This window comes from Vibrio sp. VB16 (assembly GCF_015594925.2).
Taxonomy (GTDB): Bacteria; Pseudomonadota; Gammaproteobacteria; order Enterobacterales; family Vibrionaceae; genus Vibrio.
This window is the reverse complement of record NZ_CP087590.1, coordinates 1,786,846-1,811,578: the sequence shown is the minus strand read 5'-3', so window position 1 is coordinate 1,811,578 and position 24,733 is coordinate 1,786,846. Positions and strand designations below refer to the sequence as shown.

Below are 24,733 nucleotides of genomic sequence, written 5' to 3'. Positions count from 1 at the left end.
GAGTCACTGTTGCAGAATACAAATTGGAAATAGTAATAATATGAAAAACAAAATGATAGCGACATTTCTTTGTGCCATTGGCCTAACTGCTTTCTCAGCAACGCTTGTCGCACAAGAATATATGTTCACCTATTCTAAGCTCCACTCTCAACTAAAGAACAATGCTAAGGAAGGGCATGAAGACGTAAAAATTGGCTTTTTCTTTACTAATGCCGATACCAAAACGCTATGCAATATTGAAAAGGCATGGATGGAAAAACAGGCAAAATACGAAGAACTTACTCCTGTGAATGGTAAAGAGTTACTCGTACCGTTAGACAGCAACCTAAAATCAGCTAATCCATTGGTGTTTGTTAGAACGCCAATGGACATGCGTTGTGATTTCTCTATGGTCGTCATGACCAAGGAACCATTTTCTAACAAGGTTTATTATAAAGACATCGAAAAACTGCTCCCTCAAATGCAGAGTATGTTAGAAGACCTTGGCGGGATGTTTGCGAGTTGGTTTACACCGGATGTTGAAGGTGTAACCCTAGAGTTTACTGAACAGAGCACTGGTGAAGTAACGTTCTCTAATGGTTTGTCAGTGGATATAGTAAAAGGAAAGGCACGTATTTTGTTGGCAGATCTTAAACCCGGCGATTATATTGAATTACCAGAGCCAACCACCAGAGTGTTACCTTGGCTGCCTTCTGCTAAATAGTTCCTTTGCAACCCTTGTTATTTAGGGCCATAAGTAAGTAATGTACTGAACAAGTATTTTGTTTGATTATGGCTCAATGAATATTGCCTATTTTCACTCCTCCCAAAACACAGTATAATCCGCGCCCAGCTATTGTTATAGCTAGTAAGCAATTGTTTGCGAACAAGCCGTTATTTCGCGAACGAGTAGTTTTCATTAAAAAATAGTGTTGTGAATAAAAGTTCTATCAACAATATTTTCAATAAAGAACCGCCGGCACTAGATTCGGCAGCATGAGAAGTCGCAATGAATCAAATTGATACAAAAAAACAATCATTAGAATTCAATAAACTCCAAAAACGTTTAAGACGTAGTGTTGGAAATGCCATTGTTGATTACAACATGATAGAAGAAAATGACGTTGTTATGGCGTGCATCAGTGGCGGTAAAGATTCATTCGCAATGTTAGATATATTACTAAAGCTCAAACAAGCTGCTCCGATCAATTTTGATGTTGTCGCCGTTAATCTAGACCAAAAACAGCCCGGATTTCCTGAGCATATACTCCCAGAGTATTTTGAAAATCTTAACATCCCATATTACATCGTTGATAAGGATACCTATTCTGTCGTCCAAGAGAAGATAGAAGAGGGGAAAACGACCTGTGGACTCTGCTCACGTTTGCGCAGAGGCACCTTGTACTCGTTTGCAGAAAAAATTGGAGCAACAAAAATCGCACTTGGTCATCACCTAGACGATATTGTTGAAACGATGTTTTTGAATATGTTTCACGGTGCTCGATTAAAAGCGATGCCACCAAAGTTACGTTCAGATGATGGTCGAAACGTTGTTATTCGTCCGTTAACGTACTGCAGAGAGAAAGACCTAATAGAGTATGCGGATTATAAACAGTTTCCAATTATCCCATGCAATCTATGTGGCTCACAAGAAAATCTACAACGTCAAAGTATCAAGGCGATGTTGATTGATTGGGACAAGAAGACACCAGGACGCGTAGAGAAGGTGTTTAAGTCTATTCAAAATGTCAGTCCAAGTCAGTTAGCCGATAAAGCATTGTTTGACTTTGTAAACCTGCCGATAGATAGAGAAGGTGAAAGGAAAGCGTATGCTTTCGACGAGGCTGAAGTTTCCTCGTCTAACATCGATGAATCAATGTTTATTGACGTTTCAAATATTTAGTGAGTAACTTCAATTCAACCTTATTTAAAAACCACCTGTAAACAGGTGGTTTTTTTAAACTTTATGCTGGCTGATTCGGGTCAAGTGGGCTGACAAAACCATTGGGTTTTAGTGCAAGAACATCACAGTTTATCTTGTCGATAACATGCTCTGCTGTATTACCAATAAACACAGCGGAAATACCTGTCCTACCGGTGGTGCCCAGAATTACCAATCCTGCTTTTAATTCTTGAACTACCGAAGGAATAACATCCTCAGGAAGGCCTTGCTCAACTCTCGTATATTGCTCGTCCAACCCATGCTTTTGTCTAAGTGCTTTCATCGCCTTAAGGTGATGGCCTCTTACTGCGTCAGTGTAGGTCGTTGGATCGAACTCGGGCAGCTCAATCGTTATATTGGCAGGGGTAACCGGGTAAGAATTTACAAGATAAGGTTGCGCGTCTAAACGGCTACAGAGGTTCTTTAGCTGCTCAACCATACAATCGTTTAACTCAATGTGAGTAGGGTTTTCGGAACCAACATGAACCGATGCGATCACATTACCGTTCTCTGGCCATTCGTGCTCTTTTACAAGTAACACAGGGCAGGGAGCTTTACGAAGAAGATGCCAGTCAGTCGGTGTAAAAATAACGGACTCTAAAATATCGTGCTTTCTTGTCGCCTTAATAAGAATATCGTGGTCTCCCCCGAATACTTCGCCGACAATAGCTTCATAAGGACGATTGTGCCAGACCACTTTGACGTTAAAATTAACACTATCATCAATATAAGGCGCCGCGACTTCATTCATCCATGTGCAACGTTGCTCTATAACCCCTTTGCGCATTGCATCACGTTCATCTATTGACAACATCGACGTCATCTCATAGGAAAAATCATAAATAGAGAGGAAAAAGGTGATGTTACTTTTCGATACGCTCTTGCGTGCTAACTGCATGGCACGAGCAAGTGCGGGTTGAGGTTCATCGTTTACATTCGCAACGACTAAAATTTTGTTATATATACTCATAACAATTCCCTTTTTATGGAATAGAACCAAAGAGTTATTAAATCTACTCTAACTGTAGACTATTTGGGAGGAATATTTTAACAAAAGAAATGATCGTACTCTAGAAATATGAAGTGGCTCATTATAGAGCCACTCGATTTTGATTTGTTTGCCGCTTTTTTAACTACTCTTCAGTAGAGATGCCAGCCAGTATTTTTAATTCTTCGTGATCAAGAATAGTAATGTACTTACCCTTAACACTTAAAATGTCCGATTTCTGAAAGCGCCCTAACAATCGGCTGATGGTTTCGACGGTTAAGCCAAGATAATTACCTATATCACCGCGAGTCATGGTCAAACGAAATTCTCTAGGGCTAAATCCACGCTGAGAGAATCGAGTAGAAAGGTTGAATAAAAATGCGGCTAACCTTTCCTCTGCGTTTTTCTTAGAGAGTAATAGGATCATATCTTGATCACCCTTAATCTCGCTACTCATTAAACGCATGATTTGCTGACGGAGTTTAGGCATCTTTCCTGAAAGGTCGTCTAAGATTTCATAAGGAATTTCGCAAACCATAGAGGTTTCAAGTGCTTGAGCAAATGAAGGATGAGCATTACCGTTTATCGCATCAAAACCAACTAAATCGCCTGCCAGATGAAACGCAGTAATTTGCTCGTCACCTTGTTCTGTGATGGTGTAGCTTTTGATTGTTCCAGAACGGATAGCATAAAGAGATTTTAGGTCATCGCCCGCTTTGAAAATCTCTTGGCCTTTTTGGATCGGTTTTTTGCGTTCGATAATTTGATCCAGCTGATCGAGCTCTGATTCATTCAAAGTAAATGGGATACAGAGTTGAGAAATACTACAATCTTGGCAGTGAATAGCGCATCCGCCCGACTGAATTCTTTTGGTTGCTGGTTTTTCTGAAATCATAATTTCCAAGTCACTATTTGATATACATCAATATTTTAGCATTGCTATGACGGAAAGGATAGTTAAATAATTAACAAATAAATCAATAGGTTAACTTACTTATAGCAATAAGTTGGACGTCTGCACCAGAATATAGATGCCGTACGATAAAAGTAAAACGGCACCAGTTTGACGAAAATAGACAGAATTTTTCAATTTATTCAAATAGGCAGCGCCAACGCCCATAAACAGCATTGATGGTAATGTACCTAACCCAAATGCAAGCATGATAGCGGCGCCGTTTACAGCACTGCCGGAAACCGCTGACCAAGTTAAAGCAGAGTAAACTAAACCACAGGGTAACCAACCCCATAATAGCCCTAATGGCAGTGCATGGAATGGAGTAGGTAAAGGTAATAGCTTTTTACTGAATGGGGAAAGATGTTTCCATAAGTGCTGTCCCAGTTTTTCTACATAGACAAGGCCATGCCACCACTTTCCGATATGCAGAGCGAGAATAATCATTACAACGGCAGACAAGACTCTCAGCCAATTAAGAATAGAGTAGTCAGAGACAAGAGAAGCGGCACTCGATATTGAGCCACCTACTATCGCGCCAGCGATCAAGTAACTGATAATTCGACCAGTATTATAGAGCAGAGTCGTTAGCAAACGATCGGATTTTGCCACGGAGTTTATACTCATTGCAGTGGCGATGCCCCCACACATTCCGACACAATGCGCTGAGCCCAAAAAACCGACCATCATTGCGCCTAACCAATCACTTGTGATCATCTTTCTTCTTTTCTAATTCGTCATCGAACAAAATATTTTGACCTTGTCTTTCTAGATCTTCAAATTGCTCACTTTTTACTGCCCATAAGAAGATGCCAACCGCGATACACACGAAGATGATGGCAATAGGGATTAATATGTAGAGACTATCCATCTTTTTTTAGCAACCTTAATGAGTTGGTAACGACGATGATAGAGCTTGCAGACATGCCAACAACAGCAATATAAGGAGCGACATGGCCCATTACTGCAAGAGGAAGTATCAATAAATTATACCCTAACGACCAAGCAAGGTTTTGCCTAATTACCTTGCGGGTATTTAGCGCAAGTTTTCGAGCATGTAAAATATGACTTAATTTATCACCAAGGAGTACAATATCCGCAGAGGCTTTAGCCACATCCGTTCCGCCGCCCATCGCAATAGAAAGATGAGCACCCGAAAGCGTTGGTGCGTCGTTTATTCCATCGCCAACCATTAGGATTATTTCCTCTTTACCTAACGCTCGCAGGTAAGCCAGCTTTTTCTCTGGAGACGCATCGGCAACCACCTTACCTACATTGATTTCCTGTGCCACTCTATTTGCGTTTATTAACGAGTCACCTGTCAGAAGGGTGGTTTTAATACCGAGTGAATGCAGTTGCTCGATGAAGGCTTTACTCTCATTCCGTATTGGATCGCGGTAACTGAATGTGGCAATGTGTTGGTTATCAACGGAAAGGAAAATAGAGGACGGAGTAGAAAGTGCTTCATCACCCAATACAAATTGTGCGTTACCTATTCGGCACTCTTGTCCTTGCCACAGGCCTTGGACACCAAAACCAATGACATTTTTTACTTCTGACACTGTCGCGTCTTTTTTGCTTGTCTGTTTAAAGGCCTTCGCAATTGGATGATTCGCATGCTCCTCAAGCGCCGCCGCAATCGCCAGACACGTGTCTTCATCTTGCACTGAATAAAGGGCGACATCATCAATGTGTATCTCACCTTTTGTTAGCGTGCCCGTTTTATCAATAACCAAGTGATTCACTTTGCAAAACGTTTCTATAACGTGCGCTTTACGAAGCAACAAGCCTAAGTCCCCCATTCGAGATGTCGCACATGTCACTGCCGTTGGGGTGGCAAGTGATAACGCACAAGGACAAGTGGCGACAAGAACCGATAACATGATCCAGAATGCGTCGTCAGGTTGATGTTGTTGCCAATATAACCATGTTGCAAATGCTATCGTTAGGATAGCAGCAACAAAATATCGAGCGATAACATCTGCAACCTGAGCAATCTTGGGCTTTGTCATCTGAGCTTCATCTTGAAGGCGAACAATACTCGCCAACATCGATTCAGCTTTGGTTGCGGTGACCTCCAGCTCAAAGGCCTCGTCAGTATTAATGCTGCCGGCATAGACGCTGTCGTCAACACTTTTAACCACAGGGATAGATTCACCTGTAAGCATCGATTCATCAACGTGAATGCGGCCATCTTTAATTAGTCCGTCTGCAGGTATATGCTCACCTGGCAAAACGCGAACACGGTCTCCTGGCTGTAATACGCGCACTGGTACTTGAGTCCCATCGATTTTAGTTGCCATCGCCGGGATCAGTTTTAATAAGTTAGCGCTCGCGGCTGCCGCTTTCCTTCTTGCTCTCATTTCTAAGAATCGACCGAGCAGCAAGAAAAAGGTAAACATTGATACGGACTCAAAGAAGACCTCGCCTTGTTCTTGTACCGTCGCGATAACACTGGCCACGTAAGCGAATATTAAGGCAATAGACACTGGAACGTCCATGCCGAGTGTTCGGCCTCTAATGCTACGCCACGCATTTAGGTAAAAAGGTAGGGCAGAGTAGAGCAGAACTGGTGTGGCAAATAATAAACTGACGATGCGGAGGTATTGTTTGAATTCAGAATCAAGGTCACCGAAAACTTCAAAATATAGCGCGACGGCAAGCATCATGACCTGCATTGAGGCTAAGCCAGCGATACCCAAACGGTACAAGTACTGCTTCATAGATTGATGATAAGTGGCTTCGTGGGCATCAGCTTCAAATGGGGCCGCTTTATAGCCAAGCCTATGGATAGAAGACAGAAGGTCGCTCAATTTGGTTTGAGTATTGTCCCAGTTTACTATTGCTCTATTGGTCGTGGTGTTAACACGAATTAAGTTTACGCCTGACTTATCATTGATCTGTTTTTCAATTAACCAAGCACAAGCCGCACAGGTGACCCCCTCTAAAGAAAGCGTTACCTCTGAAGTATTATCGTTTTTACGTACAAACTCAGATTGAACTTCTTCGTTGTCGTAATTGATTAAGGCCTGTAACTGTTCAGGCACAAGTTCTGCTTTTTCTGCCTTTTCAGTGCGGTATTGATAATAGCTAACCAGCCCACTATCTATAATAGTTTGCGCAACAGCTTGGCAACCAGGGCAACACATCTCCCTCGTTTCACCAAGTATTTCGACAATAAAATCCGTGTTCTCTGGTACATCTTCACCGCAGTGATAACACGAGTGTGCCATAGTGATTCTCTGTTATTAATTAACAAGAAGGGTCGGACTAGCAGCAGGAAAGGAGACTTTTCCTTGCAACAACCATTCTTTTGTATGAGGTTGAATTTCTACAAACCATGGGCCGCTAAGATCCCGATCCAATTTAATTCGATATTGTCCCTTTGCATCTGAACTAACTACTTTCTGGAAATCTCTATCGGCTAAGGTTCTATGGGTAAATACAATAGTCAGAGCTGGATAAAACTCAAGATCACCTTTATCAAAAGTAACAAAGACAAAATCAGCGTCGGATGACACGCTAGCAGAAAGGCCTAAAGCGCCTGCTTGTCTAATTTTTGAAAGATCAATATTAATCCCTTTGCCTTTTTTATAATAGTCTTCGGCAACAAGAGAAACTGAATTTTGGGTAAAAATGGCAAGGGTTGTAAAACCTGCTATTACGACACACAAAGGTAATGTGATCAGAAACCACGGCCAAAATTGTTTATACCAAGGTTTTATCATGAGAGTCTCTATGAAAAATGTCTCTAGGACATAAAGAGGTTATTAGAAAAAAGAATAGCCCCAAAAATTGGGGCTATTCTTTTGCAGTGGACTACTTATCTTTGTTGCTTAGGCTCCAAACATAAGAGGCGACGAGTTGTACTTTCTCTTCACCAAGAATGTCTTTCCAAGCTGGCATCACACCTTGACGACCATTGGCTACGGTTGCCGTTACTTCTGCGCGCGAGTCACCAAATAACCAATCATTATCGGTCAAATCAGGTGCACCCAATGCCGGATTACCTTTACCATCTGTACCATGACATGCCGCACACACAACAAAGCGCTGCTTTCCAGCGGCCGCTTCACGTGCATTCACTTTACGACCAGCTAGGCCTAAGGTATAGGTGACCACTTCTTTAACGCCTTGCTCACCCAGGGCATCACCCCAAGCAGGCATTGCGCCAATACGACCATTCATGATAGTCGTCAGGATGGCTTCTGGTTCTCCGCCGTACAACCAAGCTTTGTCTGTCAGGTTAGGAAAGCCAATTTGCCCCCTAGCATCTGAACCGTGACACTGAGAACAGTTTTGTAGGAACAGACGTTGACCAACTTTAAGCGCTTCCGGATCAGCGGCTATCTCTGGGATAGAGCGTAAATCTCCGTTTGAGCTATAAGCGAGTTTATCGAATGCCTCACCATAAAAAGTATTTGCATCATCCAGTGCTCTCGCATACTCATCAAGTGTTTGATTCGCATGTGCTTGCACTATGTACTGTTTAGACTCTTCGAGATTCTTAACAACTTGGTTAGAACTCGTCCAGCCCAGTAGGCCTTTAAAAGACCCCAAACCTGGAAATAATGCCAAATAAATAATGGTGAAAACAAAGGTACCAATAAACAAAAAGCTCCACCATTTTGGTAGTGGGTTGTTTAGCTCTTTAATACCGTCATATTCGTGATCCATTTCGGCGCCTTCTTCGACACCGACATTGTTTTTTAAGGCCCAAGCCAAAATCACAGCACACCCAACCAGTGTGATGACTGTGAGAATGATAATCCACGCACTCCAAAATGACGTCATTATTTGCTTACTCCTTTATTTTTTTTGGTTGTCGCTTTTTGCTCATCAGCAAACACTAAGTTTGCATCCTCTTCAAAGCGACCTTTACGGTTTTTACCGTAAGCCCACCAAACGACCCCAAAAAAGCTAACAAATAGCACAACGGTCCAGATGGAATGGAAAGTACCAATACTCATAATGATTCCTCCTTATTTCATCGCATGGCCGAGAGACTGAAGATAAGCAATTAATGCGTCCATCTCCGTTTTCCCAACAACATCTGCTTTAGCAGTTGCTATTTGGTCATCAGTATATGGAACACCAAATTGATCGCGGAACAAGGTTAACTTGGCCTGCGTTAATTTGCCGTCTAACACATTTTCTGCTAACCAAGGAAAGCCTGGCATATTAGATTCAGGAACCAAAGATCTTGGATTCAACAAATGTACACGGTGCCATTCGTCTGAATAACGCGCACCAACACGAGCGAGATCTGGACCTGTACGCTTAGAACCCCACAAGAATGGGTGTTCCCAAACGCTTTCACCCGCGACAGAATAGTGACCATAGCGCTCAGTCTCTGCGCGGAAAGGTCGAATCATCTGGCTGTGACATACGCTACAACCTTCACGGATGTAAATGTCACGCCCCTCCATCTGAAGGGCAGTATAGGGCTTCAAATTATCAACAGGTTCGTTTACTTGCTTTTGGAAAAACAGTGGAACAATTTCCACCAAAGCACCTAAGCTGATAGCTAATATAATTAAAATCGCTAGCAAACCGACGTTACGTTCGACTAGATCATGGCGATTATTTGAGTTTGAACTCATTAATAAATCTCCTTATGCCGGTTGCTCGATAGCTTGTAAGCTATCTTCAGGTGCCGTTATTGTTTTATATGCGTTATAAGCTAACAAGAACATACCTGATAGGAAAATTAAGCCACCGATGAAGCGTACTGTGTAGAACGGGTAAGATGCTTGAACCGACTCTACAAAGCTGTAGGTTAATGTACCGTCCGCGTTAACTGCACGCCACATCAGACCTTGCATTACACCTGAGATCCACATCGCAACAATATAGAGCACGGTACCGATAGTGGCTAACCAGAAGTGTACATTGATTAATCCAACAGAATACATTCTCTCTTGACCAAATAGCTTTGGAATCAAGTGATATATGGCACCGATAGAAACCATCGCAACCCAACCGAGCGCACCTGAGTGCACGTGACCAATTGTCCAGTCAGTATAGTGGGAGAGCGCATTAACTGTCTTAATTGCCATCATCGGACCTTCAAACGTGGACATGCCATAGAATGAAAGGGAAACAACCATGAAACGTAAGATAGGGTCATAACGTAACTTATGCCAAGCACCAGACAGCGTCATTATACCGTTGATCATGCCACCCCAAGATGGAGCAAACAGAACCAAAGACATCACCATACCGAGTGACTGAGCCCAGTCAGGCAGTGCAGTGTAATGAAGGTGGTGAGGACCAGCCCAAATATACAGAGAAACAAGTGCCCAGAAGTGGACTATCGATAAACGATATGAATAAACAGGTCTTCCGGCTTGCTTAGGTACAAAATAATACATCATCCCTAAGAAACCAGCAGTCAGTAGAAAGCCTACCGCATTGTGTCCGTACCACCACTGTATCATTGCATCGGTCGCGCCAGAGTATAATGAGTAAGATTTACCCATAGAAACTGGTATTGCCATGCTATTAACAATGTGTAAAACGGCAACAGTAAGTATAAATGCGCCGAAGAACCAGTTGGCCACATAGATATGCGATGTCTTTCGCTTAACCATCGTGCCGAAAAACACGATGGCATAGGCGACCCAGACGACAGCAATCAGAATATCGATTGGCCATTCTAGTTCCGCATATTCCTTACTTGTTGTGTACCCAAGAGGGAGTGTGATAGCAGCAAGCAATATAACAAGTTGCCATCCCCAGAAAGTGAAGGGTACGAGAATTCCACCAAACAGACGTGTTTGGCATGTACGTTGAACGACATAATATGAAGTTGCAAAAAGGGCGCTGGTACCAAACGCAAAAATTACAGCGTTAGTATGTAGCGGGCGTAAACGGCTGTAGGTTAACCACGGCGTATCAAAGTTTAGCTGTGGCCAAACTAACTGAGCAGCAATCAACACACCTACAGACATACCAACGATTCCCCATAGTATGGTAACTAGGGTAAATTGACGTACGACTGTATAGTTATAGTTGTGCTCAAGTTGTTGTACTTGGCTCATTATATTTCTTCCAATTTTTAAGTGACTATTTGCTTTTTTTTGACTTTGTGTCGTAATACATTCCAAAGGTGATTAAAAAAACGTCAATCTATCTTTCTGTTCTATCAAAACACGGTTTGGAGTGATTTTTCACACGACATGATAATTGAATTAACATTTTAATGACAACGATTTAACCTGCAATTTTTACATTGCAAGTTCATTTATTACTAAAAGTTTGAAGCTTGTTGCACGAGAATATAAAAAATGGCCGCAGAAAAACTGACAAAAGGGCGCTTAGCTCAAATTTTATTCATGTTAGGTATACTCATTACCGCGTTTACATGGCGTAGCCTAACTCACTCAAATAATGATGTTTTATGTTATGTCGAACAGGATTGTATTATCGAAAATGATTCGATCAATGTCAGCTTAAAATGGCAAAAGCAAAACAATAATTATCGTATATCGTCTGCTACGGCCGAGGAAAAACTCACTCTTGAACTCGTCAATTCAGAGGCGATATTAGAGGTTAAATTGGACCATTGGTTACTAAAAATTGAAAGTCTACCTGTACGAATCAGATTATCAAAATCAGATCAACCGTTAGAAAAGGCACGTTATATCAATTTTCGGTAGAAAACCCCGGTTTTCGCTAGTTTTATCAAGACGAAATGCGCTCAAAATCCCGTAATGATGTTGGTGATTAATTGTCGTAACCAGCTATTTTTATTCTCTTGTTGAACGGATTTTAGATAAACTAGTTTGATGTCAAAACTGGAGACAGGAATAGGCGGAGGCAGTGCCATCAGCGCGTGACTGTACATTTCTGTTTCGGCAAATCGCTTAGGTACAATGCATATTAATTCTCTCCCTAACAATAGGCGACGGATAGTTAAAAAGTTTCTTGAGGCAACGCTAACTCGGCGTTTGAGACCTAACTTATTTAATTCGTTGTCAATTTTTGTTTGTAAATGACCGTCTGGGCTCACTAAGGCATGTTCTATAGAGATAAACTCCTCTACGCTTAAACTGGTGCGAAATGATACTGAATCTGGATCAAATAGGCAGAGATGGTCTTCTGTATATAAATGGTCTGAAATGAACCTCTTATCCAAACTTTCTATACTGCCAATGACAATGTCTATTGTTTCACTTTCGACCATTTGGCGGTAATTACCACGGTTAACGTTATAAAATCCTATTTGAGACTTTGGTGACTGTGCCTTAATCTCATCATAGATAGAAGGTGCGAAGAGCTGTTCGGCGTAATCAGTCAGTCCTATTTTCCATAAGCCGTCGAATTCACCTGCAAAAAAGGCAGGCTTAATGAGTAATTTCGTTTGTATAGAATGGAGAAGTTCTTCGATTACCGGTGCGATTTCATGGGCTCTGTGCGTCGGTTCCATATGAATGCCTACGCGAGTGAACAACGAATCATCGAATAATGTTCTAATGCGTTGAAGGGTATGGCTCATTGCGGATTGACTAATAAAGCAGCGTTCAGCGGCCATACTAACGCTGTTCGTTTTGTAAAGCGCTTGAAATGCGACCATCAAATTAAGGTCGACATCTTTCCATTTAACACCATTCATTTACTTGATCCCATTTGGTTCATATAGTCTATTAAAACTATTAATTTGATTCATTTTAACTTACTAATTAAATTAATCACAACGCGATACAGAGTGATATTTAAATGTGGTTAATTTTTAAGCTGTTTTTTATCCTTGGTTGGGTTAGCTTTGGCGGTCCGGCCGCACATATCGGTTATTTTCGCCAGACATTTGTTGAGAAACATAAATGGTTAGATGATAAGGAGTACGCCCAAATTGTCGCCCTAAGCCAATTTCTTCCTGGACCGGGATCGAGTCAAGTAGGCTTTGCTCTTGGATATAAAAAGGGGGGCGTACCTGGTGCATGCGCGGCGTTTGTTGGTTTCACCCTTCCTTCCATGTTGATTATGCTGGGGCTAGCAACGGCAAGTAGTCAAATAATAGGAACCAGTGTCTATCAAGGCATAGTGCACGGATTGAAGTTGCTTGCCGTCGTCGTCGTTGCAGATGCTACGTGGGGTATGTATAAAAATTTCTGTAAAACTAAGTTAACGGCAGGTATTTGCGTCGCAACTACGTGTTCACTTCTTATCCTTCCGGGCATTAGTACGCAGATGGCAGCCTTGTTTATTGCTGCCCTGATAGGGGGGGTCTTTATGAGAACAGAAGTGAAGAGTGATCTTCAACCCTTTAAGGCATCTATAATTCCTTTGGTATTATTTATGGTGTTATTGATTGGTTTACCGCTTATCAGTCATTACTCTCCAATGATTGATCTATTCGGCCATTTTTACCAAGCAGGAAGCTTTGTCTTTGGCGGTGGTCATGTGGTTCTTCCTTTACTTCAGAGCCTAATTGGCGAGCAAGTTAGTCAGGATGTATTTATGACAGGGTACGCGGCGGCTCAAGCCGTACCCGGACCGATGTTTACTCTGGCGACGTATATTGGTTATCAGATGTCATCATCGCCAATATTGGGCGCGCTTGTCGCGACACTCGCTGTATTCTTACCCGGTTTCCTGTTATTACTCGCAGTTTTAAAGAATTGGCAACGCCTAGCGGGAAACCCTAAGATGGCTGGTGCCATTCTTGGGGTGAATGCTTCTGTAGTTGGCTTACTTCTTTCCGCCCTTTATTATCCTATTTTTAGCGGAGCAATTACCTCGTCTATTGATGTCGCAATAGTGGCTTTTGGGTTTTATTTTTATAAGAGCCTGAACCTTTCAGTGCTCTGGATGATTATGTATTTCCTCTTTGCTGGAATGTTACTTTAAACTTATTTCGCTTATCTTCCTTTAAGTTGTTAAGATGCCGTTTTTCTCCCTTTGAGATACTTTATGTCTAAATTTTTCTATCGTGGCACCCCTGATATTATGTCGAATTACGGCAAAAATGGTTACAAAACAAACGCAGAGGCTAAGCCTGGTACATCTAATTATCCATTATCACTAACTGTGATTAGTCAACATCGTAAAGATGAAGTTCAGAGCTTGATTGAACAACATCAGCTGTTCGCCAATATTGAAATAAATAGCGAAGCCGTAGAAAATATCAGCGAACTCGATGCGGTATTAAATAAACCCAAGACTCAACGTTTTGAAAAAACACCTGAACGAAATGATCCTTGTTCCTGTGGTAGCAATAAAAAATACAAGAAGTGTTGCGGTAAATAATCCCACTTTTCTTGTCATGTAATATTTGTTTACAAATCAAGGTTGTTTCTGACATCACGCTTACAATAACTCGCTAGCGTAACGTTATTATTTACCCCAATGTTATGTTGTTTTGGGGAGGCGTATGTTCGAATATTTGGAGAAAAGCAAGTGTAGAGAAAATGTGAGTGACATTCTTCATTCTGTTGGTATGGATAAAACGGCGGCACAAGAGTTAACCTTCAATTATCCCGAATGTTTTGAACCAATGAGTCGGTTGACATATCAACTTCCGCGTCAAATTTTTCATCTTATAGCGACGTTGGTTTTCTTGGAACATATTCTGACCAAATCGAGAAGGCCTCACTACTCAATATATCATTATAAAAATAATATAGACGCTAAGCTTTTAAATGTAACAAGTGCCAGTGTTCAGCGAGAGCGGGTTGTTCAATGTTATTGGGAGACAAGAAAGCTTATCAGTACCAGAGTCAATTAATGTCTTAAGTAAAGTTGCAGCCTTTAATTTAGGGCTGCAAGCATTCGAATTACGGCTAAACATAGGTTACCCTGTCACTTATATGTATGTGTTTTTTTAAAAAATCGAACGTTAAGCATTGCAAAATCGAGCAAGTAAATTGAGTTAACATCTCTTAATTTTCAAGCTTTTTTTGATCAACTCCGTTAAAATAAAGCCAATATAAATAACCGCTTAACGGTAAGTTTTAACAGAGGTTACATGTACAGAAAAGAATTATTCATTTTTGATATGGACGGAGTGTTGCTTGATTCCGAACCGCATTGGCGTAAAGCTCAAATAGAGTTGTTGGAACAACTTGGTATCAATATAACTGAAGACGACTGTATTCTGTTTACAATGGGTAAGCGTATAGATGATATTGCCGCGTTTTGGATCGAACGTTTTAACTTAACGGTTGATCAAAACGTTTTCACAAGTTCTCTTTTGCAAAAGACGGCCGCTTTAATATCTCAACGAGCGACGGCCCGAGAAGGGATCTATACGTTAATCGACTTCCTACAGAAGAAAGGCTGCCGTATTGCGTTAGCAACCTCATCAAGTTATCCGATCATATCCGCGGTTCTCGAGAAGTTGGATATAATCGATGTCTTTGAACTTACACTAAGCGCTGATGATGTTGAATATGGAAAACCTTTACCTGATGTATATTTGGAAGTGTGTCGTCTGTTAGGTGTCTCCACTAGCCGTGCCATTGCTTTAGAAGATAGTATCACCGGAGTAAGATCTGCTGTTTGTGCAAAAATAACCACAATAGCCATACCTGAGCAGGCATCCAAAGAGTTTGACATCGCAAATCATATCGTTGGTCACCTAGACGAGGTTGTAGGGGTCGTCGCTGAGTATTTTTAGTAGAGGCTAGAATAGCCATACCATTTTCACCTCTTGAGCTTGTAGATATGACCGGAATCAGTACTGAAGAAAATCTCTCCGTTTGGGGACACCTCAATGTCTCTGATTCGTTCACCAAGACTTAATAGGATTCGGTCTTCTGCGATATCGTCACCGTCCATATTGAGTGTGACGACATTAATATGCGTCAACTTGAGCGCACCAGATAATAATTTGCCTTTTAACTCCGGAAACGTCTCACCTCGATACAAGACCAAACTACTTGGAGCGATTGAAGGGATATATACCTTAATGGGTGATTCAATACCTTCTTTTTCAGTTGCTTCGCCAACACTGATTGGACCCCAATATTCCTTACCGTGTGAGGTAATTGGCCATCCATAATTAGCCCCTTCTTTGATTAAGTTAATTTCATCTCCACCACGTGGTCCGTGCTCGATCGACCAGAGCTGTTCGGTCTTATGATCGAAGAACAATCCCTGTGGGTTGCGATGTCCGTAACTCCATATTTCGTCTAGTACATTTTCATTGCTGATAAACGGGTTATCTGGAGGCGTACTACCGTCCGGGTACAAACGCAAGATTGAGCCGGCATGATTCAGGGTGTTCTGCCCATTTTCTCGTTCACCACGGTCACCGATTGAAAGGTAGAGACTATTATGATCAAACGTAATTCGGCTGCCGAAATGTCTATTGGTATCGGTTACGGATATTGAAACAAATATGTCCTTCCAATCTGATAATAACCCGTTCTGGTAAGTCGCTGATGCAAGGGCTAAGGTGCCGTTGCTATTGTTCTTTTTACTGTACGTAACGTATATTTTATTGTCGTCGAAGGGAGAGAGTGCGATGTCTAAAAGACCCCCTTGTCCTTTCGCCCAAACCTTTGGAATCTCAGCCAAAGTCTTATGTTCACCAGTTAACAGATTGAGCCTTTTGATTGCACCATTTCTCTCAGTTATGAGCATAGTGTTGTCGTCTATATAGGCCAATCCCCATGGTATAATTAGTCCGCTGCTCACTTTTTCCACTTCATACGCGTGAACAGTATTCGCCATTAACACGACAAACATTGATACCTTTATTTGATGGGTTATTTTCATCTATCAACCTGAATTATCGAGTGGATTATTATTAAGTTTAGCGTTCAACTTTCGTTAGTACATGTAACTTTTCTGGTTATTCTTTGATTTCATCGTTCGAAGAGGATAAATTCAATCAAATCTTATTAATAGAAATCGCGTAACTGCGGGACTATCAATTTCAGCGTATTTCGAGGGATTTCAAAATGGATCAACTAGTTGAAAAATCTATAGTGTGCCCATACTGTGCTGAATTTATTGACGTTCTAATCGATTCCACGGACGTAAATCAGCAGTATATTGAAGACTGTCAAGTATGCTGTAAACCCATCGTTTTTTTGATATCTGAAACTGTGGATGGTGACCATATTGTCAGTGTTTATAATGAAGATGAGGCATTTTAATAAAAAATCGGCCTTGAATTGGGTCTTAGAGGCTGGTTTGTATTACTTACTTAAATTGTATCGTATGGCAATAACTGGAGAATGGAATGGTTAGATATATCGCTTTGCTCATCAGTTTAGGGACATCTTTGTGTGCCAGTGCCTCTTTAAACTTAACGTCACTAAATGACAGAGGTATGCAACAGTGGGAACACGAAGTCATATCCGGCGAATCAACGTATAAAGTACTTACCTATAAAGACCACATTGCTTTAAAAGCAATAAGTAACAATTCGGCATCGGGCCTTGTTTTGAAAAAGAAAATTGACCTACTCGAAACGCCTTATATGAACTGGAGTTGGTTAACAGAGAGTAAACTGCCATTATTGAACGAGCATAACAAGGAAGGTGATGATTACGTCGCTAGGGTTTATGTGGTTATCGATGGTGGATTAATGCTCTGGACAACAAAATCGATAAGCTACGTTTGGTCAAGCAATCAAAGTCAGGGTCAGGTGTGGGATAACGCGTTTACTGGATCAAGTGTCCAAATGATCGCGGTTCGAGGGCAGGGCGCTCAATTAGGGCATTGGTACAATGAAAAACGAAATGTATATAATGATTTGATTGATTACTTTGGGGATAAAGGGAGCGAAAAATCGAACCTAAATGCCTATAGATATATAGACATGGTCGCCATTATGACGGATACAGATAACAGCGGGAGCAACGCAGAATCCTACTACGGCGATATAATATTCAGTACCAAATAAACGCTACTTTCATTATGTTGTGTAACGATGGGCGTTGTTTCGTTTGCTAAAGAGTACCGTTCATACTTATTCAGAAACAATCAGGAATATAACCATGTCCAAGTGTTTTAGCCCATCCTTTGAAAGAAACAAACAGGTCATCTTCGAACAACTTTCCATCTATTTTAAGAACAGTCAAAACGTTTTAGAGATCGGCTCGGGAACGGGGCAACACGCCGTTTTTCTTGCTCCTAAAATATCTAATCTTAATTGTTGGTATACCAGCGATATGCCAGAAAACCATCTGAGTATTAATGCATGGGTCTCAGAGTCTGGTTCAGACATTATCAGCAATCCATTTACGCTTAAAATTGGACAGGATAGTTGGCCTAATATAGAAATCGATGCTGTATTTACAGCAAACACGACTCATATTATGCAACAGAAAGATGCACAATTGATGATGAGGATGATTGCAAAAAACCTCCCTAAAGGTGGTGTTTTTTGTCAATATGGTCCAATGATGGTCAATGGTGAGCACACGAGCAGTACCAACCAAGAATTTGATAAGTCATTAACAAAAAAAGGGTTTGGAGGTATTCGAGACATTGAAGACTTGGTCTCCTGGGCTAAAGGTATGGAATTGGTTACCAAAATACCGATGCCTGCGAATAATTTTATGTTGGTGTGGACGAAATAAAACGAGTTGATCTCAGACCTTACGGATGTAAACGAAAGAAAGTAGGCGTTCGTATATAAGTAATCTTTGAATGGTGTCAATTGACTTCTTTTTTCGTTAGCTTGTCGCTGATAGAAATCACTTTATAGCTAAAGTTATCATATCTACGTCTGGTGGCGTATATGATTTTGGCGGATAAAGATGATAATAAGAATGCCATCGCTATATCAAATGGAAAGTGAACGCCGATAAATATTCTCGCAACCCCTCCTATCAATGCTAATAGACTTAATACTACTCCTAGAACTCTCGTTGTTGGATGTAATAGCAGAGTGATGGCAATGCAAAACATGAAGGTTGTATGATCAGAGGGAAAGGAGGAATCGGGCACATGAAAGGTTAATGTCTTTCCAAGGCCGTCTATGAAAGGCCTCGAATGGAAGTAACCTAGAGAGATAATATAACTCATTAACATGCCAAGGAGAACCGCAAAGCTAGCCCTCAAGAATATGAGTTTTTTCTGTGCTGTGGCTGTAAACCAATAAGCGCCAAGCACCAAAATAAACAAGTAAGGCATACCTTCAGCGAGTACGATAGCAATACGGTCTATGATAGGGCTTATCGTTGCAAAGTGATTGATTGCAAAAAATAGTGAAATATTTAATTGTTCCATTCTTTATACCGTCGTTCGGCTTTTTCTATATTCAATAAGTGTTAGGTTATAACGGCCAACATGAAAAAAAAGTGTAGCATGAGGTCTATGTTCTCTTTGTCGCTGGAAATTCACTATCATGTATTCGTATTCACCGTAATTCGTATGGTAACCAACAACAATACAAAGGAAGTAGATAGATTTACGTTTGGATGTCTTGCGACATACAATTCTACCTGTATATTAACTAATGGTAATACCGTCTCTTCTTTGGAGTAGTAAACTTTATGCCTGAACTAACTATCGATTCAACCTATGGTGTAATCGTGCTCAAAGACCTTGAACCAGTTTATGTTGATGACAATTATGCACGAATATTTGGGTATAACTCGTCGACGGAGTTAATGAGTAGTATTGGTTCATTTTTAGATTTTGTTGACCCTGAATTTCATCAATCCGCCCGTGACAACTACTACCTACAGATAAGTGGTAAAATGACACCCCGCGGTAGAACATTCAAGAACATTGACCGTGATGGCCGTACCTTCACTGTATTTACTATCGATCACGTGATTGAATGGGAAGGGGAACCTGCTATCCAAGTTACCGTTATTGATATGTCAATCGTTGAGAAAGCACACCAGCAATTGAAAGAAAATGAGCGAAAATACAAGAGACTTATTACGACTTCGGGACAAGGTATAACGGTTCACAAAAACTTTATACCTGTGATGGTAAACCAGGCATGGGTCGATTTAATGCACGCTCCGTCAATAGAATATGTACTCAACAACGTGAGTCTGATGGATTTCATCCCAGAGAGCGAACATGAGCTTGCACGACAGCAATACGAAGACATAATTAATGGCAAGGCTCAGGGGGTAAATACGGTACTTGAGAATATTTGTTTCGATGGAAAAAAACGCTACTTCAGTGTTTATGATAATCGAATTGAATGGGATGGCGAGCCTGCAATGCAGGCAGTAATTGAAGATGTGACCAAGAAAGTCGAGTTAGAAAAAAAACTTAAATACTACTCGGTGACCGATGCGCTGACTCAAATATCCAACAGACATAGACTAGATCAGGTATTGACTGATGAAACCAACTGCTCCAACCGGTACCCCCATAAGTTCTCAGTTATTCTTATCGACTTGGACTATTTTAAATCAATTAATGATAGCTGGGGACACCAAGCAGGAGATGACACGCTGGTTGCGGTAGCGAAGGCGCTAAAGGAAACCGTACGCAAAGTGGATATTGTTGGACGCTGGGGTGGTGAAGAGTTTCTGGTGATATGTCCGAATACTGAACTGTTAGGCGCTAGCAGCCTGGCAGAGAAACTGAGAATAGCTATTGAGACACTGGATTTAAGCGATCAATATTCGGTGACGGCAAGTATGGGCGTAGCGATGAATCGAAACGATGAATCTCGCAATCAACTTTTATTACGAGCCGATACTGCTCTCTATACCGCGAAAAGTGAAGGTCGAAACAGGGTAGTGGTTAGTAACTAAATTAGAGAGCATTCAATAATACCAATCAGAATGTGATTGTAACCCTGTTAGTTCTTGGTCAGGGAAAAACCATCAGCCACACAGGAAGTGTACTGTAATTAGCCAATCGGCAACGCACCTCGAAATTAAAAAAATATTGTTGAAAACAACACACTTCTTCAAATCGATTGTTCAGAAACACTCGTCGTTGGTCATTTCAGTATGGCTTTAATTAAATGTTTTCAAGACGACGCTAATCTCACTATTACCACAAAGCACACGCCAAGAATTGTTGAAAATGTTAAATCCAGCATCTAAAGCATTGATGTATAAAAATATCTATTTAACATAAGATACATAATACGCACTCAGCTATCTGAGCTTTAGCGGTCATTATACCCGTCGTTAGCAGTGAATGATTACTTATAGGTGTAATCCTACGTGTCGTCAGTTACATCTGCGCGATTGTTGTTATTTTACGAGGCGAGAGAAATTCTGGAATTATTTGGGTGTAACAATAAGCTCAACTCGAATTGACCATATTTTTCATATAGACGGGGAAAATAGAAGGACGTCAAATACGTTTCGCCTGCTTCCTTGATTGCGCTTCTCTGCTTTATTTCTTCCTCGTTCGTCCTGCTCAGTCGCATCGTCTTCGTTCTGCATTAGTTCACCTTTACAAAGAACAAGATAGGTACGAAGATTAAATGGCAACAACAAATTATTAATAAAATATTGGTTGCAAGATTACCAACGTCAAAGGTGAATTATGAATGATATATATAAAAGAGCTTTGGAGCTAAATCCTAAACATACATATAAGAAAATAGATTTTGTAAGGAAGCAAACAAAGGACAGTGACTTCGACCAGATAACATATGAAGAATATGATACGGAAGATAAATTAGTCCGAACATTCAAAGTTAAAGACTATATTAGACTATACCCTCCATTCGATCGAATTGTATCTTTCAACTAAGGAGCAAGCGAGCGTAGCTGACATGCTACGCTTGTCGACTAGTTGTTCCTCTACCTCAAGGTATCTAGCAGAAAAAATCGAGTTTGAGTTATGATAGGAAGGCTCTATGATCGCCCTTCTCTGTTTTATGTCTTCCGTTTAACCCGGCAAGTGAAAAAATTAAGATTAGAAAATGTAACAGCATTGTTGAATGTGTTTAATTGACCATTTTCTGTCAATTCATTAGATGTTCATTTTACGTTGCTCTGATATTTCTAATGATTTACGGAAGCAGCATCTCAAAACTAGTCATTTAATACATTGATTATATTGAATTAAATGATGAAACGTTAACCTATGATTGACTAGTAAGTGACATATTTGGTTACAAAGTCACTTAAACTTTCTCCTGTTCGAACGCTTTTAAATAACCGGCAGTGTTGAATAAATCTGCCATAAATGGAGAAACAAAGATGAAAACTAAATTGTTATTAGCAATACCTATGATCCTACTATTTTCGGCTCACAGCTGGGCTGCATCATCGGATGAAACGGTTGCGACAGTCTTTAAAAACTATATGGACATCGAAAAGTCTGAGTTTTTTAAACAAGGTTGGTTACCCAATTATCTCCCAAAATCTGCGGTAAATATTGAAGCGCTACACAATACAGAGTCGAAGATCGTCACGGCTACATTCGAGTTTGATGCTGATGATACAAACGGTATAAAAGACAATTGTAGCCTCGTCGCGGAAACTGAAAACTCGTCTTTATATTCATGTGCAGATCTAAAAAATGACATCTCTTTTGATCTTAGTAAAGATGGTCACGGGGTCTATGCAAGTAAGCCCCTCGATAATGGCTAAAATTCATTAAATCAGTATCTAACAAGCGTAATACTCAGGCTTGTTAGATACTGTTTCTTTTGATCATTACGAAGACCACTCAAAACGATTACGCCCTTTTGCTTTTGCATTATAAAGAGCACCATCTGCTTTTTTGATTGCTTCTCGGCTAGGTTCATTGGGGGATTTTAACGTTATACCAATGCTAACGGTGAAAGTCTTCTTATGTGCAGAGCTGATCTTATCCGCTTCTCTCATGATTATATTTGCAACATCGATTGCATTCTGGCGATCACTACTGTCGATAAATATGGCAAACTCCTCACCACCTATTCGACTCGCCGTGACATTATTAGTCATAATTCCAGATAGTGAATTTCCCAGACTTTGTAAAATTAGGTCACCTTCGTCGTGGCCGAACAAATCATTAATCTTTTTAAAATGGTCTACATCTATTAGTAAAATCAAGAAAGATTGGTTCTCATGATTGCTTAACATCTGCTTAAAATATCTTCGATTCGGTAACTGAGTTAGTTCATCAATCATAGAAAGTTTCTTTATTTGATTGTAACTTACAGAAACCGTCTTAATGGCTATCATTAATCCCATTGTATAGACCACCATACCGATGGTTCTCAATACATCTTCTCCCCATAATGACAGCCACAATGGTTGATAGAAAAACTCATCACCCACATCAACAACGCTGGCTAAAATCCATAAAAACAGTCCTACACTTAACAGGGCATGGGCGCGAAAGTTTAATAGAGGCGCAAATTGCACTATTAGGAAGATGAATAGAAGTGACAACAAGCCAATAAACTCAAAAATAAAGCTATAATACAAAGGCTTCAATCTATCTAAGGGAGGTAACAACTGGAAGGCCAAACTTTCAATTATGATACAAAGAGCCAATGCAGTAATGAACAACTTCCGAGAAAAGTTTAGCTCTCTTACTTTTAATGCTCGAGTCTCTAATTGCAATTGATCCATTTTAGGTAACATCCCTTATGTGGTTTATCCATCACTGTTCTACTGGTCTTGATATGATTTAGCGAGAGTTTCGCTTGAAATCTATTCATTGTAAAGATGAGTCCGTTTAATTCGTTTAATTATTCTGCATTGTATGTATTAACAACTTAGTTATCGGGTATTAAGTCTTCAATAATGGATGCGTACAATGAACAGATACTGGATTTTTCAGTCAAGCTTAAAGGGCCTAATACCTTGACCATAACAACAAGCTGAAATTCAACAACCGCCCTTTCAAACCTTAGGTTCAGAACATGTCTTTTTGATAACATATGCTCTTACAAAATGCTCATATCGTCGTTCATTAGTTTGATCCAACACGGTTAATGGCATTATTAGTTCTGAGTAGACTTGTGTAATTAAGTATGGAAAAGCCATGAACGATAATAATGTCGACACCAATTTTATTACAGTGAGTGATAATGTGATGATCAGAAGTTTGTACGGTTTTGCAGGTGATCAGTGCAGGAAAGGTTATTGATGAGCAAAGCAAAGTGGTGACTAAAATAATGAATACAACGTCGTAATATCGCGCCGTTTCTTACTTTCTGCAAGAAACGGGGTTATTTCTATCAGAATCAAATTATTACGCTTTCTTTTTACCATGCGACTTGAAGCCTTGATGCGGAAAAACATTGCGTATTCGTTGTTGAATTTTATTCGAGATGCCTTTCGAAAAGGTTAACTTGGCGCCGGAGCGTGTCATGTAAACCTTAACGGTGCCGCTGAATGGACTTTTATGTGCTATTTCTTTGCAGCTATGACCAAACCCGTGCGGTAATTCGCCTTTGTGGCTGATAAGCTCACCGTCTTTAAACTCCATTTTAAGTTTCGGTCTGTCAATTGCGACTAACCAAAAAACAAGCAAAGCTCCAACTAAAACAACATACAACATAACTATCCCCTTAGTTAATCACCAAGCAATTTGCTCAGATCTTCTTTTAAACTGCTTACTGTTCTACTGGCTTTTTCTGTTCGTGATGCTTCACTTAACAGATATTCAATAGCGTCAGATAAGGTACATCCCAATTCATTTGCCCTATTAGAAAGCTTTTCCCATACTCGAAAGTCTAGGTCAATAGACTTCTTTTTAGTGTGAATTTGCTCAGCATTAAAATGTCTTTTTCGTTTCGCCCTGATTGCTTGTTTTAATCTGTTGTCTAGCTCAAGCGACATGTGATTATCAATCCAATCCAAGACAAGAATAGGTTCATGTTCAATATCTCTCAACATTTGAATCGCTCGCTCAACTTCGCTGCTGTCAACATGCTTTGTGATTTGCGTACCATCTTTCCATTTATTACTCAAATATTGCCATTTCCAGCCGCATTCAAGATTTTCAAGTTGTTGGTATTTCATGACTATTTCCCTAA

The 24,733-nt window shown here is 40.5% G+C and carries 27 protein-coding genes; 11 read left to right on the top strand and 16 right to left on the bottom strand.

What is annotated here, in order from left to right; genetic code table 11:
* The first annotated feature begins 40 nt into the window (after positions 1-40).
* Both IUZ65_RS08290 and ttcA read left to right on the top strand, forming a co-directional pair.
* Positions 41-703, top strand: coding sequence for a DUF2987 domain-containing protein (locus IUZ65_RS08290; protein WP_443083729.1), 663 nt, complete (start codon positions 41-43; stop codon positions 701-703).
* Positions 704-988: 285 nt separating this feature from the next.
* Positions 989-1,882 (top strand): tRNA 2-thiocytidine(32) synthetase TtcA, encoded by an 894-nt coding sequence (gene ttcA / locus IUZ65_RS08285; RefSeq protein ID WP_195703288.1) that lies wholly within the window; start codon positions 989-991, stop codon positions 1,880-1,882.
* A 61-nt stretch (positions 1,883-1,943) separates the two neighbouring features.
* On the opposite strand, the gene uspE is transcribed toward ttcA, so the two are convergent.
* The 10 genes from uspE to ccoN form a co-directional block, all read right to left on the bottom strand.
* The gene (gene uspE / locus IUZ65_RS08280) at positions 1,944-2,891 is read right to left on the bottom strand and encodes a universal stress protein UspE (RefSeq protein WP_195703287.1); all 948 of its coding nucleotides are present in this window, start codon (positions 2,889-2,891) and stop codon (positions 1,944-1,946) included.
* Between the two features lie 163 nt (positions 2,892-3,054).
* Positions 3,055-3,804: an FNR family transcription factor gene (locus IUZ65_RS08275; RefSeq protein ID WP_195703286.1), complete on the bottom strand. Its 750-nt coding sequence runs from the start codon at positions 3,802-3,804 to the stop codon at positions 3,055-3,057.
* A gap of 99 nt (positions 3,805-3,903) precedes the next feature.
* On the bottom strand, positions 3,904-4,575 hold the full coding sequence (locus IUZ65_RS08270; RefSeq protein ID WP_195705048.1) for a sulfite exporter TauE/SafE family protein: 672 nt from the start codon (positions 4,573-4,575) through the stop codon (positions 3,904-3,906).
* Positions 4,565-4,732: a cbb3-type cytochrome oxidase assembly protein CcoS gene (gene ccoS / locus IUZ65_RS08265; RefSeq protein ID WP_195703285.1), complete on the bottom strand. Its 168-nt coding sequence runs from the start codon at positions 4,730-4,732 to the stop codon at positions 4,565-4,567. Before ccoS ends, IUZ65_RS08270 begins: the two co-directional genes overlap by 11 nt.
* Complete coding sequence (locus IUZ65_RS08260) at positions 4,725-7,094, bottom strand: heavy metal translocating P-type ATPase (RefSeq protein WP_195703284.1); 2,370 nt, start codon at positions 7,092-7,094, stop codon at positions 4,725-4,727. Before IUZ65_RS08260 ends, ccoS begins: the two co-directional genes overlap by 8 nt.
* Before the next feature lie 15 nt (positions 7,095-7,109).
* Complete coding sequence (locus IUZ65_RS08255) at positions 7,110-7,589, bottom strand: FixH family protein (protein WP_195703283.1); 480 nt, start codon at positions 7,587-7,589, stop codon at positions 7,110-7,112.
* A 91-nt stretch (positions 7,590-7,680) separates the two neighbouring features.
* Complete coding sequence (gene ccoP, locus IUZ65_RS08250) at positions 7,681-8,655, bottom strand: cytochrome-c oxidase, cbb3-type subunit III (protein ID WP_195703282.1); 975 nt, start codon at positions 8,653-8,655, stop codon at positions 7,681-7,683.
* Positions 8,655-8,831, bottom strand: coding sequence for a cbb3-type cytochrome oxidase subunit 3 (locus tag IUZ65_RS08245; RefSeq protein WP_195703281.1), 177 nt, complete (start codon positions 8,829-8,831; stop codon positions 8,655-8,657). The genes ccoP and IUZ65_RS08245 overlap by 1 nt, the downstream gene beginning before the upstream one ends.
* Before the next feature lie 12 nt (positions 8,832-8,843).
* Positions 8,844-9,464, bottom strand: a complete 621-nt coding sequence (ccoO, locus tag IUZ65_RS08240) for a cytochrome-c oxidase, cbb3-type subunit II (RefSeq protein ID WP_195703280.1) — start codon at positions 9,462-9,464, stop codon at positions 8,844-8,846.
* A gap of 12 nt (positions 9,465-9,476) precedes the next feature.
* Positions 9,477-10,904 (bottom strand): cytochrome-c oxidase, cbb3-type subunit I, encoded by a 1,428-nt coding sequence (gene ccoN, locus IUZ65_RS08235; RefSeq protein WP_195703279.1) that lies wholly within the window; start codon positions 10,902-10,904, stop codon positions 9,477-9,479.
* A gap of 246 nt (positions 10,905-11,150) precedes the next feature.
* Between ccoN and IUZ65_RS08230 the strand changes: the two genes are divergently transcribed.
* On the top strand, positions 11,151-11,522 hold the full coding sequence (locus IUZ65_RS08230) for a hypothetical protein (protein WP_195703278.1): 372 nt from the start codon (positions 11,151-11,153) through the stop codon (positions 11,520-11,522).
* A gap of 41 nt (positions 11,523-11,563) precedes the next feature.
* On the opposite strand, the gene IUZ65_RS08225 is transcribed toward IUZ65_RS08230, so the two are convergent.
* Entirely contained in the window at positions 11,564-12,478 is a 915-nt protein-coding gene (locus IUZ65_RS08225; protein WP_195703277.1) for a LysR family transcriptional regulator, read from the bottom strand.
* 104 nt (positions 12,479-12,582) lie between these two features.
* Between IUZ65_RS08225 and chrA the strand changes: the two genes are divergently transcribed.
* The 3 genes from chrA to IUZ65_RS08210 all read left to right on the top strand — a co-directional run bounded on the left by chrA (position 12,583) and on the right by IUZ65_RS08210 (position 15,481).
* Positions 12,583-13,713 carry a chromate efflux transporter gene (chrA, locus tag IUZ65_RS08220; RefSeq protein WP_195703276.1) on the top strand — a complete coding sequence of 377 codons (1,131 nt, stop codon included), beginning with the start codon at positions 12,583-12,585 and terminating at the stop codon, positions 13,711-13,713.
* A 63-nt stretch (positions 13,714-13,776) separates the two neighbouring features.
* Positions 13,777-14,112: a PBPRA1643 family SWIM/SEC-C metal-binding motif protein gene (locus IUZ65_RS08215; RefSeq protein WP_195703275.1), complete on the top strand. Its 336-nt coding sequence runs from the start codon at positions 13,777-13,779 to the stop codon at positions 14,110-14,112.
* Positions 14,113-14,830: 718 nt separating this feature from the next.
* On the top strand, positions 14,831-15,481 hold the full coding sequence (locus tag IUZ65_RS08210) for an HAD family hydrolase (RefSeq protein ID WP_195703274.1): 651 nt from the start codon (positions 14,831-14,833) through the stop codon (positions 15,479-15,481).
* Positions 15,482-15,507: 26 nt separating this feature from the next.
* Here IUZ65_RS08210 and IUZ65_RS08205 read toward each other — a convergent pair whose 3' ends face one another.
* Positions 15,508-16,584, bottom strand: coding sequence for a PQQ-dependent sugar dehydrogenase (locus tag IUZ65_RS08205; RefSeq protein WP_195703273.1), 1,077 nt, complete (start codon positions 16,582-16,584; stop codon positions 15,508-15,510).
* Positions 16,585-16,769: 185 nt separating this feature from the next.
* Here IUZ65_RS08205 and IUZ65_RS08200 point away from each other — a divergent pair, with 185 nt between their 5' ends.
* From IUZ65_RS08200 to IUZ65_RS08190, 3 genes are all read left to right on the top strand, one after another.
* A complete protein-coding gene (locus IUZ65_RS08200) occupies positions 16,770-16,967 on the top strand; it encodes a CPXCG motif-containing cysteine-rich protein (protein ID WP_195703272.1) in 198 nt (65 codons plus the stop codon).
* Between the two features lie 86 nt (positions 16,968-17,053).
* Complete coding sequence (locus IUZ65_RS08195) at positions 17,054-17,719, top strand: DUF3047 domain-containing protein (protein ID WP_195703271.1); 666 nt, start codon at positions 17,054-17,056, stop codon at positions 17,717-17,719.
* Positions 17,720-17,813: 94 nt separating this feature from the next.
* Complete coding sequence (locus tag IUZ65_RS08190; protein ID WP_229638014.1) at positions 17,814-18,398, top strand: DUF938 domain-containing protein; 585 nt, start codon at positions 17,814-17,816, stop codon at positions 18,396-18,398.
* A gap of 76 nt (positions 18,399-18,474) precedes the next feature.
* On the opposite strand, the gene IUZ65_RS08185 is transcribed toward IUZ65_RS08190, so the two are convergent.
* Positions 18,475-19,050 carry an undecaprenyl-diphosphatase gene (locus IUZ65_RS08185; protein ID WP_195703270.1) on the bottom strand — a complete coding sequence of 192 codons (576 nt, stop codon included), beginning with the start codon at positions 19,048-19,050 and terminating at the stop codon, positions 18,475-18,477.
* 266 nt (positions 19,051-19,316) lie between these two features.
* Between IUZ65_RS08185 and IUZ65_RS08180 the strand changes: the two genes are divergently transcribed.
* Together IUZ65_RS08180 and IUZ65_RS08175 are read left to right on the top strand one after the other, a co-directional pair.
* Positions 19,317-20,546 (top strand): sensor domain-containing diguanylate cyclase, encoded by a 1,230-nt coding sequence (locus tag IUZ65_RS08180; RefSeq protein ID WP_195703269.1) that lies wholly within the window; start codon positions 19,317-19,319, stop codon positions 20,544-20,546.
* 1,410 nt (positions 20,547-21,956) lie between these two features.
* Positions 21,957-22,349, top strand: coding sequence for a hypothetical protein (locus IUZ65_RS08175; RefSeq protein WP_195703268.1), 393 nt, complete (start codon positions 21,957-21,959; stop codon positions 22,347-22,349).
* Positions 22,350-22,415: 66 nt separating this feature from the next.
* Here IUZ65_RS08175 and IUZ65_RS08170 read toward each other — a convergent pair whose 3' ends face one another.
* From IUZ65_RS08170 to matP, 3 genes are all read right to left on the bottom strand, one after another.
* Positions 22,416-23,321, bottom strand: coding sequence for a GGDEF domain-containing protein (locus tag IUZ65_RS08170; protein ID WP_195703267.1), 906 nt, complete (start codon positions 23,319-23,321; stop codon positions 22,416-22,418).
* Positions 23,322-23,946: 625 nt separating this feature from the next.
* Positions 23,947-24,255, bottom strand: a complete 309-nt coding sequence (locus IUZ65_RS08165; RefSeq protein WP_195703266.1) for a DUF3634 family protein — start codon at positions 24,253-24,255, stop codon at positions 23,947-23,949.
* Between the two features lie 14 nt (positions 24,256-24,269).
* Positions 24,270-24,719: a macrodomain Ter protein MatP gene (gene matP, locus IUZ65_RS08160; RefSeq protein ID WP_195703265.1), complete on the bottom strand. Its 450-nt coding sequence runs from the start codon at positions 24,717-24,719 to the stop codon at positions 24,270-24,272.
* Positions 24,720-24,733: the final 14 nt, after the last annotated feature.

What these genes read in the sequence shown, in the direction of transcription:
- IUZ65_RS08290 (WP_443083729.1), top strand. Translation starts at nt 41, where the DNA reads ATGAAAAACAAAATGATAGCGACATTTCTTTGTGCCATTGGCCTAACT.
- ttcA (WP_195703288.1), top strand. Translation starts at nt 989, where the DNA reads ATGAATCAAATTGATACAAAAAAACAATCATTAGAATTCAATAAACTC.
- uspE (WP_195703287.1), bottom strand. Translation starts at nt 2,891, where the DNA reads ATGAGTATATATAACAAAATTTTAGTCGTTGCGAATGTAAACGATGAA.
- IUZ65_RS08275 (WP_195703286.1), bottom strand. Translation starts at nt 3,804, where the DNA reads ATGATTTCAGAAAAACCAGCAACCAAAAGAATTCAGTCGGGCGGATGC.
- ccoS (WP_195703285.1), bottom strand. Translation starts at nt 4,732, where the DNA reads ATGGATAGTCTCTACATATTAATCCCTATTGCCATCATCTTCGTGTGT.
- IUZ65_RS08260 (WP_195703284.1), bottom strand. Translation starts at nt 7,094, where the DNA reads ATGGCACACTCGTGTTATCACTGCGGTGAAGATGTACCAGAGAACACG.
- IUZ65_RS08255 (WP_195703283.1), bottom strand. Translation starts at nt 7,589, where the DNA reads ATGATAAAACCTTGGTATAAACAATTTTGGCCGTGGTTTCTGATCACA.
- ccoP (WP_195703282.1), bottom strand. Translation starts at nt 8,655, where the DNA reads ATGACGTCATTTTGGAGTGCGTGGATTATCATTCTCACAGTCATCACA.
- IUZ65_RS08245 (WP_195703281.1), bottom strand. Translation starts at nt 8,831, where the DNA reads ATGAGTATTGGTACTTTCCATTCCATCTGGACCGTTGTGCTATTTGTT.
- ccoO (WP_195703280.1), bottom strand. Translation starts at nt 9,464, where the DNA reads ATGAGTTCAAACTCAAATAATCGCCATGATCTAGTCGAACGTAACGTC.
- ccoN (WP_195703279.1), bottom strand. Translation starts at nt 10,904, where the DNA reads ATGAGCCAAGTACAACAACTTGAGCACAACTATAACTATACAGTCGTA.
- IUZ65_RS08230 (WP_195703278.1), top strand. Translation starts at nt 11,151, where the DNA reads ATGGCCGCAGAAAAACTGACAAAAGGGCGCTTAGCTCAAATTTTATTC.
- IUZ65_RS08225 (WP_195703277.1), bottom strand. Translation starts at nt 12,478, where the DNA reads ATGAATGGTGTTAAATGGAAAGATGTCGACCTTAATTTGATGGTCGCA.
- chrA (WP_195703276.1), top strand. Translation starts at nt 12,583, where the DNA reads ATGTGGTTAATTTTTAAGCTGTTTTTTATCCTTGGTTGGGTTAGCTTT.
- IUZ65_RS08215 (WP_195703275.1), top strand. Translation starts at nt 13,777, where the DNA reads ATGTCTAAATTTTTCTATCGTGGCACCCCTGATATTATGTCGAATTAC.
- IUZ65_RS08210 (WP_195703274.1), top strand. Translation starts at nt 14,831, where the DNA reads ATGTACAGAAAAGAATTATTCATTTTTGATATGGACGGAGTGTTGCTT.
- IUZ65_RS08205 (WP_195703273.1), bottom strand. Translation starts at nt 16,584, where the DNA reads ATGAAAATAACCCATCAAATAAAGGTATCAATGTTTGTCGTGTTAATG.
- IUZ65_RS08200 (WP_195703272.1), top strand. Translation starts at nt 16,770, where the DNA reads ATGGATCAACTAGTTGAAAAATCTATAGTGTGCCCATACTGTGCTGAA.
- IUZ65_RS08195 (WP_195703271.1), top strand. Translation starts at nt 17,054, where the DNA reads ATGGTTAGATATATCGCTTTGCTCATCAGTTTAGGGACATCTTTGTGT.
- IUZ65_RS08190 (WP_229638014.1), top strand. Translation starts at nt 17,814, where the DNA reads ATGTCCAAGTGTTTTAGCCCATCCTTTGAAAGAAACAAACAGGTCATC.
- IUZ65_RS08185 (WP_195703270.1), bottom strand. Translation starts at nt 19,050, where the DNA reads ATGGAACAATTAAATATTTCACTATTTTTTGCAATCAATCACTTTGCA.
- IUZ65_RS08180 (WP_195703269.1), top strand. Translation starts at nt 19,317, where the DNA reads ATGCCTGAACTAACTATCGATTCAACCTATGGTGTAATCGTGCTCAAA.
- IUZ65_RS08175 (WP_195703268.1), top strand. Translation starts at nt 21,957, where the DNA reads ATGAAAACTAAATTGTTATTAGCAATACCTATGATCCTACTATTTTCG.
- IUZ65_RS08170 (WP_195703267.1), bottom strand. Translation starts at nt 23,321, where the DNA reads ATGGATCAATTGCAATTAGAGACTCGAGCATTAAAAGTAAGAGAGCTA.
- IUZ65_RS08165 (WP_195703266.1), bottom strand. Translation starts at nt 24,255, where the DNA reads ATGTTGTATGTTGTTTTAGTTGGAGCTTTGCTTGTTTTTTGGTTAGTC.
- matP (WP_195703265.1), bottom strand. Translation starts at nt 24,719, where the DNA reads ATGAAATACCAACAACTTGAAAATCTTGAATGCGGCTGGAAATGGCAA.